This window comes from Xanthomonas sp. LMG 12459, from assembly GCF_009192905.1.
Classification (GTDB): domain Bacteria; phylum Pseudomonadota; class Gammaproteobacteria; order Xanthomonadales; family Xanthomonadaceae; genus Xanthomonas_A; species Xanthomonas_A sontii.
The window spans coordinates 1-11,726 of record NZ_NSGT01000082.1 but is presented as its reverse complement, the minus strand read 5'-3'; the positions used below and the strand labels follow the sequence as shown (position 1 = coordinate 11,726).

At 70.0% G+C, this 11,726-nt stretch carries 10 protein-coding genes; 5 read left to right on the top strand and 5 right to left on the bottom strand.

The features are described from left to right. From CEK65_RS16670 to CEK65_RS16650, 5 genes are all read left to right on the top strand, one after another. Positions 1–423, top strand: a 423-nt coding sequence (locus CEK65_RS16670) for a pseudouridine synthase (protein ID WP_255424539.1), incomplete at its 5' end; no start/stop codon positions are given. 112 nt (positions 424–535) lie between these two features. Next, a complete protein-coding gene (gene pgeF / locus CEK65_RS16665; protein WP_152182413.1) occupies positions 536–1,309 on the top strand; it encodes a peptidoglycan editing factor PgeF in 774 nt (257 codons plus the stop codon). Next, complete coding sequence (locus tag CEK65_RS16660) at positions 1,294–1,836, top strand: DUF4166 domain-containing protein (protein WP_152182412.1); 543 nt, start codon at positions 1,294–1,296, stop codon at positions 1,834–1,836. The genes pgeF and CEK65_RS16660 overlap by 16 nt, the downstream gene beginning before the upstream one ends. 37 nt (positions 1,837–1,873) lie before the next feature. Continuing rightward, positions 1,874–2,266: a thiol-disulfide oxidoreductase DCC family protein gene (locus CEK65_RS16655; RefSeq protein WP_017909434.1), complete on the top strand. Its 393-nt coding sequence runs from the start codon at positions 1,874–1,876 to the stop codon at positions 2,264–2,266. Between the two features lie 249 nt (positions 2,267–2,515). Beyond that, positions 2,516–3,268: a hypothetical protein gene (locus tag CEK65_RS16650; RefSeq protein WP_043091756.1), complete on the top strand. Its 753-nt coding sequence runs from the start codon at positions 2,516–2,518 to the stop codon at positions 3,266–3,268. Between the two features lie 36 nt (positions 3,269–3,304). Here the strand turns inward: CEK65_RS16650 and CEK65_RS16645 are convergent, their stop codons facing one another. The 5 genes from CEK65_RS16645 to CEK65_RS16625 all read right to left on the bottom strand — a co-directional run. Then, positions 3,305–5,032: a methyl-accepting chemotaxis protein gene (locus CEK65_RS16645; RefSeq protein ID WP_226980619.1), complete on the bottom strand. Its 1,728-nt coding sequence runs from the start codon at positions 5,030–5,032 to the stop codon at positions 3,305–3,307. Between the two features lie 586 nt (positions 5,033–5,618). After that, the gene (gene otsA, locus CEK65_RS16640) at positions 5,619–6,989 is read right to left on the bottom strand and encodes an alpha,alpha-trehalose-phosphate synthase (UDP-forming) (protein ID WP_010344370.1); all 1,371 of its coding nucleotides are present in this window, start codon (positions 6,987–6,989) and stop codon (positions 5,619–5,621) included. Continuing rightward, on the bottom strand, positions 6,986–8,767 hold the full coding sequence (locus CEK65_RS16635; protein ID WP_152182410.1) for a glycoside hydrolase family 15 protein: 1,782 nt from the start codon (positions 8,765–8,767) through the stop codon (positions 6,986–6,988). Before CEK65_RS16635 ends, otsA begins: the two co-directional genes overlap by 4 nt. A 76-nt stretch (positions 8,768–8,843) precedes the next feature. Next, positions 8,844–9,596 (bottom strand): trehalose-phosphatase, encoded by a 753-nt coding sequence (otsB, locus tag CEK65_RS16630; protein ID WP_152182409.1) that lies wholly within the window; start codon positions 9,594–9,596, stop codon positions 8,844–8,846. 159 nt (positions 9,597–9,755) lie between these two features. Continuing rightward, the coding region (locus tag CEK65_RS16625; protein WP_152182408.1) for a TonB-dependent receptor at positions 9,756–11,726 on the bottom strand (1,971 nt) is incomplete at its 5' end.

The window sequence follows — 11,726 nt, the reverse complement described above, 5'->3', positions numbered from 1 at the left end:
GCCGTCCTCGCGCACCGCCATCCGCGCGACCGCTTGCGCATGGCGGTGCGCGAGGACGGCCGCGACGCGGTCACCCACTACCGGCTGCGCGAGCGCTTCCGCGCCCACACGGCCCTGGAATGCCGCCTGGAGACCGGCCGCACCCACCAGATCCGCGTGCACATGGCGCACCTGAAGCACCCCATCGTCGGCGACCCGCTGTACGGCGGCCCGCTGAAGCTGCCCAAGGGCGCCAGCGAGGAGCTGATCGCCGAACTGCGCGGCTTCAAGCGCCAGGCGCTGCACGCCGAGACCCTGGAGTTCAAGCATCCGCTGAGCGGCGAGCCGGTCCGCGCCACCGCGGCGGTGCCGGCCGACCTGCAGCAGCTGATGGCCGCCCTGCGCGTGGATGCGCAGGCGGCCGCCGAGCGGGCGCGGCGCTGAGCATGGCCGAGAGCCCGGTTTCCCACGCCCTCGCGCGCGACTGCGTTTCGCGCGGCGGCCGGCGGCGCCAGGCTGGCGGCGTGTCGGCCGATGTGGGGCGAGGGCGCGGCCAATGAGCGACTTCGCCCTACCAGCCGACTGGCCGGCACCGCCGCGGGTCCACGCCCTGACCACCCTGCGCACCGGCGCCGGCGCCTCGCAGCCGCCGTTCGACCGCTTCAACCTCGGCAACCGCAGTGCTGCCGACGGCGACGACCCGGCCACGGTGCAGCGCAACCGCGACGAGTTGGCCGCGCGACTGGCGCTGCCGACGCCGCCGCACTGGCTGCGGCAGGTGCACGGCGTGCAGGTGCTGCGTTTCGACGGGCCGCCGCAGGGCGCCGGCATCAACGCCGAGCCGACCGCCGATGCCGCCGTCACCGCCGAGCCCGGTGTGGTGCTGGCGATCCTGACCGCCGACTGCCTGCCGGTGGTGTTCGCCGCCCGCGACGGCAGCGAGGTCGGCGCCGCGCACGCCGGCTGGCAGGGGCTGGCCGGTGGCGTGCTGGAGGCTACCGTGGCCGCGCTGCGTACGCCGCCCACGCAACTGCAGGCCTGGCTGGGGCCGGCGGCCGGACCGCAGCACTACGAGATCGGTGTCGAGGTGCGTGAGGCGTTCCTGCGCCACGATCCGGCCGCCGCGGCCGCATTCGTGGACACCCGGCCCGGCCACTGGCGGGTGGACCTGTACGCACTGGCGCGGCAACGCCTGGTCGCGGCCGGCCTGGCGCCGGACCGGATCCACGGTGGCGGCCTGTGCACCATCGCCGATGCGCAGCGCTTCTACTCCTATCGGCGCGACCGCCGCAGCGGGCGCATGGCGACCCTGGCGTGGATCGCGCCCTGACCCCGCCGCTGTTCGCGCAGCTGCTGGGGCCGGCGTTCGCGCAATTGCCGCCAGTGCTGCGCGCGCTGCACACACCGTCGTCGCAGTCGCGCTATGTCGGCCAGGCGATGGTCCAGCGCGGCCGCCACCCGCTGTTGCCGCTGTGCGCGTGGCTGGTGCGGCTGCCGCGTACCGGGCCGGCGACGCCGGTGGAGGTGGTGTTTCGCGCCGATGCCCGCGGCGAGCGCTGGGAACGCCGCTTCGGCACGCATGCCATGCCCTCGCGGCTGTGGCTGCACCGCGGCCGCCTGCGCGAGCGGCTGGGTGCGGTGGTGTTCGAATTCGCCCTGCGGATCGACGGCGCCGGCATCGAATGGCGCGCGGCGCGGGCCTGGGCCTTCGGCACGGTGCCGCTGCCGCGACGCTGGCTGGCCGGCGTGCACTGCCGCGAAGACCAGCGCGACGGCCGCTACGCGTTCGTGATCGCGGTGACGTTGCCGTGGATCGGCCCGTTCATCCGCTACGAGGGCTGGCTTGCGCCGGCCTGAGCCGCCGCGGGGTGCGGCGCCCGCGGCGTCGGAGGACATGGCCATCGTCGTATTCGACGGGGTCTGCGCGCTGTGCAGCCGCTGGGTGCGGTTCCTGCTGCGCCATGACCGCCGCGGCCGCTACCGGTTTGCGGCGATGCAGTCGCCGCGCGGCAGCGCGCTGTTGCGCGAGCACGGCCTGGATCCGGCCGATCCGCTGTCGTTCCTGCTGCTGACACGGCACGGTGCCTTGACCGATTCGGACGCGGCGATCGCGGTGATCGCCGGGCTCGGCGGCGTGTGGCGCAGCGTCGCGTCGCTGCGCCTGCTGCCGCGCCGCTGGCGCGATGCCGGCTACCGGGTGCTGGCGCGCAACCGCCATCGCTGGTTCGGTACCACGGCGCAATGTTTCCTGCCGGAGCCGCAACAGCGTTCGCGCTTTCTGGAGTGAGTACGACGCGCGCGGCGCGCGTGGTCAGCTGTTTCCTCGCGCGAGCCCATCGCCGCGGGTTCACAAGTGCCTGCGGTGGCCGTTCTTGACGGACGGGCCACCCACGCGATCGGACCGGCAACGATGGAGATTCCTCTGCTGCTTCTGCTGGCAAGCCGCTGGCAGCGGCGTCCGTCAGCCTCCTTGGCAGATAGCACCGTGGTGCCCCCCGTTTCCACGCTCCCACACCCGCCCGAGAGGAGTTTCGCTATGCCCAGTCCTACGCCTGCGCGGCTGATCGATCCAAGCAATCGCGTGTTCGGCACGATCGATATCAAGAACTACAGATTCGTCGGCGAGCAGCTGCCCAGTACCTACTACATGAGCGGAACGGGCCCGTTCATCCGCTTGCGTCCATTGCATCGATCCGGTTTCGCCATCTACGAAAGGCCGACGCGCGTGGTGGGGCTCTATGCGGGCGACTGGGACCGGGACGACACCTTCGCGCAGAACATCCAGAATGTGGCGCTGTATCGCGAACTCGGCGCAAGCGCGGCCGACATCGCCGCCAGCATCGAACGCCTGAAACTGGTCGCGCGTCGCACCGACGAGATCATCCAGCAGAATACCGCCCAGCCGCTGGAGTTGAACGACGCCGTCGTCTTCGTCAACGAGGGCGCCTTGGCCGGAACAGTGTGGGGCGGCGACAAGCAAAAGACCGGCAACGTGTACAAGCCGTTGAAGGTGGTCGATGCGACCGGCCCCAGCAGGAAGGCCCATGCCGGTCATGCCTTCGCCACGCGCGAGGCAGTGGAGCGGTTCTATGCCGATTACTACCCGCACGTGCTGGGGCAATTGATGCTGCTCGGGCAGGCCCAGCAATCCTTCGTTTCGCAAGCGCCCAATGGCGATGACGTCGTGACGGTGATCAATACCGACACCGGGTACTTTCCTCAGAGCGAGTTTCCCACCCGCGCCAGCCAGTTGCAGTTCCTGCTCCAGCAATTCATGCGCTTTGCCTGATCCTGGACGGGGCGGGCGGTCGTCGCGTGCGTCGCCTCAGTACGTACGGCGCAGCAGTGGGGTGACATTGCTGCCGCCCGGCCGCCCTTGTCCCGTCTCGATCCGGAACACCGCGACCGCCGCAGCCAGGCCGCCGGCCTGCTCCTCCATGCTGCGCGCGGCGGCGGTGGCTTCCTCGACCAGGGCGGCGTTGCGTTGGGTCACCTCGTCCAGTTGCGCCACGGTGCGGTTGACCTGTTCGATGCCGCTGGACTGCTCGCCGCTGGCGGCGCTGATCTCGCCGATCAGGCCGGTCACCCGCTGCACCGAACCGACGATCTCGTGCATGGTGGCGCCGGCGCGGTTGACCAGCGCGGCGCCTTCGCCGACGGTGCGCGTGGACGCTTCGATCAGGTCCTTGATCTCCTTGGCCGCATCGGCCGAGCGCTGCGCCAGCGACCGCACCTCCGAGGCGACCACGGCGAACCCGCGGCCCTGTTCGCCGGCGCGCGCCGCTTCCACCGCGGCGTTGAGCGCCAGGATGTTGGTCTGGAAGGCGATGCCGTCGATCACGCCGATGATCTCGCCGATGCGCTGCGAGGACGTGCTGATCGCGCGCATCGTCGCCACCACCTCGTCCATCACCTGGCCGCCGGAACGGGCGACCTCGCCGGTGTTCTGCACCAGGCCGTTGGCCTGCTGCGCGTTGTCGGCGTTCTGCTTCACCGCCGAGGTCAACTCTTCCATCGAGCTGGCGGTCTCCTCCAGGCTCGCCGCCTGCTGTTCGGTGCGGTCGGACAGGTCGGTATTGCCTGCGGCGATCTCCGAGGCGGCGCGGCGGATCGTGTCGGCCGACTCCTGGATCCCGACGATGATTTCGGTGAGCTTGGCGACGGTGCGGTTGGTGTCCTCGCGCAAGCGCGCGAACACGCCCTGCGCCTGGCCGTCGACGCGGTGGGTGAGGTCGCCTTCGGCCAGCGCCGCCAGCGCTCCGGCCAGTTGCGCCAGGTTGCTCTCCACCCCATCGGAAATGCGGTTGACGCCCTCGGCCAGCGACTTGAGGACGCCGTCCATCGCCGCGGTCTCGATGCGCTGGCTGAAATCGCCGTGCGCGGCCGCCTCGATCACCGTGGCCAGCGCCTGTTCGGCGTTGACCTGCGCGGTCACCTCTTCCCATTGCGCGATGGTGCCCAGGCGGCGGCCGTCGGCATCGTCGATCGGGCTGTACACGAAATCGATCTGGCGGCCGAAGAACGGCGCGCGCACGCGCTTGGAGCCGGTCAGCGCGCGCATGCGATCGATCGCCGCCTGGCTGTCCGGATAGATGTCGCCGATGCTGCCGCCGACGAACTGTTCGGCGCGGAATTCGGGGCGGAAGCGCTGCACGTCTGGTTCGATGGTCTTCAACATCTGCAGCAGCTTGCGGTTGGCGAAATGCACGCGACCATCGTCGTCGGCGATACGCACCATGGTGTCGAGATCGTCCAGCGCCTGGATCACGAAACGGCCGTGGCGCAGTTCCGCCTCGGTCTGCGCCTGGCGCGCCGCCAGCGCCTGTTGCGCGTTCTGCAGCGCACGCAGCAGCGCCACCTCGGCCGTGTCCCCGAGCACCTCCACACGCTGCTCGAAGCGGCCTTCGCCCAGCGCCTGCAGCGCCTGCGTGGCCTGCTCCAGGGCGCGCGGTGCGCTGCGTCTGCCGAGCCAGACCAGTGCCGCGGCTGCGGCCACGGCGACCAGCAGCGCCGGCAGCAACCGCGGCAATGCCGATCCGTTGGCTCCCACCATGCGGCCGACGTGCAACGCATAGCCGGCCAGCGCCAGCAGGACCAGGACATGGGACAGGGCAAGCAGCGCCGAACGCGGGCGCAGCCAGGAGGCGGTGGGGCGGAGAACGGCAGTTGGCGAGGGCATGGTCTGCACCGGCTGGGAAACAACGGGCAACGCCGCGAGGGCGGTGCGATCGCGTGGGGGTCGATCCAGTATCGGCATATCACCGCGCCGGCTTGATCGCCTTCACCTGCCGTTCGTCGGAAACTTTATATGGACTGAACGCCTAAGGCAGAGCGCCGAAGGCGTGATGATGTGCTGCGGCGCAGCAGGCGATCGACGCAGGGCCGCGCCTGGGACGCGGCGCGGGCGGCCGCAAGCGCGACGTGCATCCCGAAGCAGCGATCGCGCTGCGGTGGCCTCGGCAAGCAGATCAGCCGGCGCGGCGCGTGGCGGCTATGTTAGGCAAGGCAGCTAGTCGGGCCGAGACGGGACACGGAACACCGCGTCATGCCGCGCCATGGCGGATGGCGCATGGCCTGCAAGGCAGGATCGCACCGTGCGCTGGCGCTGCGCGCCGCGTGGTGCAACGCGTGTGCCGGGGCTAGCGCACGCTTTCCAGCGCCTGCAGATAGCGCTGGCGCCATGCGTTGATGTCGTGCTTGCGCAGGTGATCCATCATCGCCTGCCAGCGTTCGATGCGCTTGGGCTTGGGCAGCGACGCACCGGTGGCGATGGCGTCGGCCACGCCGTCCAGGTCGTGCGGATTGACCAGCAGCGCTTCCTTCAGTTCGTCGGCGGCGCCGGCCAGCAGCGACAGCACCAGCACGCCGGGATTCTCCGGATCCTGCGCGGCCACGTACTCCTTGGCCACCAGGTTCATGCCGTCGCGCAGCGGCGTCACCAGGCCGACCTGTGCGGCGCGATAGAAGCCGGTCAGGGTGGCGTGGGTGAAGTTGCGGTTGACGTAGCGCAGCGGCGTCCAGTCCGGCTCGGCGTGGCCGCCGTTGATGTGACCGGCGATCTGCTCGAGCTGGTTGCGCAACTGCTTGTATTCGGTGACGTCGCCGCGCGAGACCGGCGCGATCTGCAGGTAGGTGAGGCTGCCGCGCTGGTCGGCATGCCGTTCCAGGTAGCGCTCGAAGCCGAGGAAGCGTTCCGGCAGACCCTTGGAGTAGTCCAACCGGTCCACGCCGATCGCCAGCTGGCGATCGCGCAGGCTGCTGCGCAGATCGCGCACCGCCGGCTTGGACATCGCCGCGCGCGCCTGCTGCGCGATCAGTTCGGTGTCGATGCCGATCGGGAACATGGCCGCGCGGAACCGGCGCCCGCCCGGCGCTTCCAGCACGCCGTCCTTGATCACCTTGCCGCCGCCGAACAGGCGCACGTAGGCCTGGAAGCGGTCGACGTCGCGGCGGGTCTGGAAGCCGATCAGGTCGTAGGCGTAGAAGCCGGAGAACAGCCGTGCGTGGTCCGGCAGCGCCTGGATCAGGTCGGCAGAGGGGAACGGCACGTGCAGGAAGAAACCGATGCGGCAGCCGATGCCGCGCTCGCGCAGCAGCGAGGCCAGCGGAATCAGGTGATAGTCGTGGATCCATACCGTGTCGTCCTCGCGCAGCAGCGGCGCGAGCTTGTCGGCGAACATGGCGTTGACCCGGCGGTAGCCCTCGCGGGTGGCGCGGTCGTAGTCGACCAGGTCCAGGCGGAAGTGCAGCAGCGGCCACAACGTGCGGTTGGCGAAGCCGTTGTAGTACGCGTCCAGGTCGGCGCGATTCAGATCCATGGTGACGAAGCGGATATCGCCTTGGGTCTGTTCGTGCATCGCGCCGCTGTCGCCGCGCACGGTCTTGCCGCTCCAGCCGAACCAAACGCCGCCGCGCTCCTTCAGCGCCGCCAGCAAGCCCACCGCGAGGCCGCCGGCGCGGTTCTCGCCGGGCAAGGCCACGCGGTTGGATACCACCACCAATCTGCTCATGACGCCTCCTGCCAACTGCGCGACAAGCGCATGGCGGCGATGATCAGGCCGACATGCGAATAGGTCTGCGGGAAATTGCCCCAGGCTTCGCCGTTGTCGAAGGCCAGATCCTCCGACAGCAGGCCCAGGTGATTGCGCCGGGCGAGGATGCGCTCGAACAGCTCGCGCGCCTCCTCCTTGCGGCCGATCGCGGCCAGGGCGTCGATGTACCAGAACGTGCAGATGGTGAAGCTGGTCTCCGGTTCGCCGAAATCGTCCGGTGCCACGTAGCGGTACAGCGCATCGCCATGCTTGAGATCGCGGCCGATCGCCTCGACGGTGGCGATGAACCGCGGATCGTCCGGGGCGATGAAACCGATGTCGGCCAGCAACAGCAGCGACGCGTCCAGCCGGTGGCCGTTGAAGGTGTCGGTGAAGTGGCCCAGCTCCGTGCTCCAGGCCTCGGCGAGCACGCGTGCGTGGATGCGCTCGGCGCGCTCGCGCCAATACGCCACGCGGTCTTCCAGGCCCAGCCGCGCGGCGATCTTGGCCAGGCGGTCGCAGGCGGCCCAGCACATCGCGCTGGTGTAGGTGTGCACCTCGGCGCGGCCGCGGAACTCCCACAGGCCGGCGTCGGGCACGTCGTGCAGTTCGAACGCGCGCTCGCCCAGCGGCTCCAGGCGCAGGAAAGTGTGGGTGTCGCCAGGATCCTTCAGGCGCAGGTCGAAGAACAGCTGGGTGGAGGCCAGCACCACGCTGCCGTACACGTCGTGCTGCTTCTGGATCCAGGCCAGGTTGCCGCGCCGCACCGGGCCCATGCCGCGGTAGCCGGCCAGCGATTCGACCTCGTGTTCCTCCAGCGCCGCCTCGAAGCCGATGCCGTACAGCGGCTGCAGGCTGCCGTCGGTGGTGGCGATGTTGAAGATGTAGCCGAGGAACTGCTCCATGGTGCGGGTGGCGCCGAGCCGGTTCAGCGCGCGCACCACGAAGGCGGCGTCGCGCAGCCAGCAGTAGCGGTAGTCCCAGTTGCGCGGGGTGTCCGGCGCTTCCGGGATGGAGGTGGTCATCGCCGCGATGATCGCGCCGCTGTCCTCGTACTGGCACAGCTTCAGGGTGATCGCGCTGCGGATCACCGCGTCCTGCCAGTCCAGCGGCACCGACAGGTAGCGCACCCACTCGCGCCAGTATTCCTCGGTGCGTTCCTGCGCTTCCTGGATGTAGCCGGTCAGCGAGCGGGTCAGCGATTCGTCCACGCCCAGCATCAGGTTGACCGGGTGGTTGAGCACGAACGGCAGTTCGTCGCGGATGAAGCGCACCGGCACGTCGGTGGTCAGGCGCAGGGTGAAGTCCGGCAGCAGCCAGCGCACGTGGTTGCTGCCCCAGGTGCTCTCCGGCTGGCGCGCGCCCCAGTCGGCCAGCGGCCGCGCACGCACGCGGATGCGCGGGTTGCCGGCCAGCGGCCGCACCTGGCGGATGATGCTCACCGGGCGGTAGAAGCGGCCGTGGTTGCGCCAGCGCGGCGCGAAGTCGATCACCTCCACCGCGCCGCCGTGGGCGTCGCGCAACACGGTGCGCAGGATCGCGGTGTTGGCCAGGTAGTGCTGGTCGCTGTCGACGAAGTCTTCCAGTTCGATGCTGAAATCGCCGCCGGGATGCGCGCGCGGGGAGAGCAGGGCGCAGAACGCCGGGTCGCCGTCGAAGGCCGGCAGGCAGCTCCACACCACGCTGGCCTGTTTGTCGATCAGGGCGCCGAAGCTGCCGTTGCCGATGACGCCGAGGTCGAGATTGGGGGAACTCATGGAGCGGTCGGGTCCTTGTGCGGAAGCAGTGGGGGAAACGGCCACGGGGCGCGGACGGGCGGGCGTTGTGCTGGCCTCATCCGGCGTTATCGCGCAGCCAGGCGTGTACGCCGCGTGGATCGGGCAGCGCATAGGTGGCGACGCTGTCGGCGCGGGTGCCGACCAGCACGCTCCAGCCGCCGGCCTGGTTGGCCGCGGCGAAGCCGAATTCGTCGGTGAGATCGTCGCCGACGAACACCGGGCGGCGTCCGCGGAACGGCGGTTGCTGCAGCAGCGTGGTCAGCGCCACGCCCTTGTCGCTGCCTTCGGGCACGAACTCGACCACGTGGTCGCCGGGCTGCAGGCGGTAACCGGGCAGGTCGGCGATCTGTTCGTCGGCGAACGCCAGCACCGCCTCGGCCGCGCTGGGCGCCGCCCGCCAGTGCAGGGCCACGCTGGCGCCCTTGTCTTCGATCAGCACGCCCGGATGCGCCTGGCGCAGATGCGCGGCGCGCGCATGCAGCGCATGGAGAAAGTCGGAGGTATCGGCGGGAATCGCCGCCTGCGCGTCGGCGTCGCTGCGCAGTTCGTGGCCGTGCAGGCCGGCGGCGGGCAGCCACAGCGGCGCGAACAAGGCGTCCAGCTGCGTCAGCGGACGTCCGCTGACCAGCGCCACCGCGCCACCCAGGCGCTGGTGCAGGCGGCCGATCGCCTCACGCACCTCGGGCAGCAACTGCACCTGGTCGGGGCGTTCGGCAAAGGCGATGAGAGTGCCGTCCACGTCCAGGAACAATGCGCAGGCATCGTCCAGACGCGGCGGCGGCGGTCGGAGGGGGAGCGCGTCTGCCATCCGGCCATGATGGCGCAGCGGGCGTTAGCGTCAGGTGGATTGGGGGCCGGGAATCGGGAATGGGGAAACGGGAATGGGAAGAGCAAAAGCGGTGCCTGCGCGCGCTGCTGTTGCTTTTACCCATTCCCGATTCCCGTCTCCCCATTCCCAACACCTTCGTCAGAAGGTGTACCGCACCCGCCCGTAGTAGTAAGCGCCATTGCTGCCGATCGGCGAGAGCACGTCGTAGGGCAGGTTGCCGAAGTAGGCGATGTCCGGCTTGGAGCGGTCGGCGTAGGCGTCGGTGAGGTTCTGTCCGCCCACCGCCACGCTCCACTGCGGGGTGAGGTGGTATTCGACCTCGGCGTCGAGTTGCCACTTGGCGCTGTAGGTCTGCTCCGGGGCGAAGCCGCCGCCGAAGTCGAACACGCGGGTGGCGCTGCCGTAGCGGGTGACGCGGGTCTGCAGCGACCAGCGCGCGTCGCTCCAGTTCGCCGCCAGTTGCGCGCGGGTGCGCGGGGTCGCCTCGGTCAGGGTGTTGCGCTCCTCCACGCCGAACAGCACGTAGTCCGGATTCAGCGCCAGCAACTGCGCCGGCGTGGCCACCACGTTCTCCAGTTCGGTCTTGGCGTAGCTCCAGGTGCCGGTCAGCTGCAGTTGGCCCTGGCCCAGCGCCTGCCGCCAGTTGCTGACCAGTTCGGCACCGCGGGTGCGGGTGTCGGCGGCGTTGACGAAGAAGCTGGCGCTCTGCAGGCCGGTGATGCCGAAGCGCTGCGCGACGAAGTCGGTCAGGGCGTCGCCGTCGATGCTTTCCGACAGCGCGATGCGCTTGTCGATGTCGATCTGGAACAGGTCCAGCGACAGGTCGAAGTGGCTGCCGACGCGGCTGGTGAAGCCCAGGCTGTAGTTGCGCGACTTCTCCGGCTGCAGCGTGCGCGCGCCCAGCGCCTGCGCGATCGGGTTGTCGACCGAGAGCAGGCGGCCCTGCAGCAACTGTCCGTTGGCGTTGTAGCCGGTGGAACTGGCCTCGTAGCCGATCTGGCTCAGCGACGGCGCGCGGAAGTTGTTGGAGATGGCGCCGCGCAGGGCGAATGCCGGGACGAACTCGTAGCGCGCGGCCAGTTTGCCGGTCAGTTCGCCGCCGAAATCCTGGTAGTGCTCGTAGCGCGCGGCCAGGTCGGTGGAGAGCTTGTCGCCGAACTGGCTGGACACGCTGGCGTAGACATTGGCGACGTTGCGCGACAGGTCGGCCGCATCCTGCGGGGTCAGGCCGCCGCCGGCCTGGGCGCCGGTGGGGCGGTCGGTGTAGGGGCCGGCGGCGTAGCTGGCCGGGTCGCCCGGACGCGTGCGGTAGTGCTCGCGGCGCAATTCCACGCCGGTGCCCACGGTGTGGGTGGCGCCGGCGGCGTCGAAGCTGCGGCTCAGGTCGAGGTTGGCCACGCCTTGCGCGAAGGCGTAGTCGCCGGTCTTGAAGCGGGTCGGGCTGCCCGGGCCCAGCGAGGCGTTGAGCGAATGCTTGAGCCGGTAGGTGAAGTCATTGCGGCCGTAGTCGAGGCTGGCGTCGTAGGCCCATTCGCCCCATTGCCCGCGCGCGCCGAGCACCGCCTGCAGGTCGCGGTTCTCGCCCAGCGACACCGGGCGGTAGCCCTGCGGATACACCTGGGTCCAGTTGGCGGCGCCGTCGGGGTAGCGGAAGTAGTTGGCGCCCTGCGTGTCGCGCTGGTTATAGGTGCCGAAGGCATAGACCTCGCTGCCCTGGCCGAACGGCAGCTTGCCGTTGAGCCAGGCGTTGAGATCTTTGCTGGCGCCGTCGCCGAGTTCATAGTTGCGCTTGCCGGCCAGGGCCAGGTTGGCCGGGGTCTGTTCCTCGAACGGCGGGATCTGGTCGAAGCCGGCGCGGTTGGTGGCCTCGTGGTTCTTCAGCTCCAGGCCGACCTTGAAGAAGCCGCCGTCCTCGCCCAGGCGTGTGCCGACCTTGCCGCTGGCATAGCCGGTCTGGCCGTCGGTGAGGGTGCGGTGGATCGGCTTGACGTCGGTGTGGTTGGCGCCGTAGCTGGCTTCCAGCGCGCCGCTGTCCGGGTCGTCGTCGAGGATCACGTTGATCACCCCGGCCACCGCGTCGGAGCCGTACTGCGCGCCGGCGCCGTCGCG

Excerpts from the sequence above, each read along its gene's own strand:
- pgeF (WP_152182413.1), top strand. The coding sequence starts at position 536 with ATGAGCGACTTCGCCCTACCAGCCGACTGGCCGGCACCGCCGCGGGTC.
- CEK65_RS16655 (WP_017909434.1), top strand. The coding sequence starts at position 1,874 with ATGGCCATCGTCGTATTCGACGGGGTCTGCGCGCTGTGCAGCCGCTGG.
- CEK65_RS16650 (WP_043091756.1), top strand. The coding sequence starts at position 2,516 with ATGCCCAGTCCTACGCCTGCGCGGCTGATCGATCCAAGCAATCGCGTG.
- CEK65_RS16645 (WP_226980619.1), bottom strand. The coding sequence starts at position 5,032 with ATGGTGGGAGCCAACGGATCGGCATTGCCGCGGTTGCTGCCGGCGCTG.
- otsA (WP_010344370.1), bottom strand. The coding sequence starts at position 6,989 with ATGAGCAGATTGGTGGTGGTATCCAACCGCGTGGCCTTGCCCGGCGAG.
- CEK65_RS16635 (WP_152182410.1), bottom strand. The coding sequence starts at position 8,767 with ATGAGTTCCCCCAATCTCGACCTCGGCGTCATCGGCAACGGCAGCTTC.
- otsB (WP_152182409.1), bottom strand. The coding sequence starts at position 9,596 with ATGGCAGACGCGCTCCCCCTCCGACCGCCGCCGCCGCGTCTGGACGAT.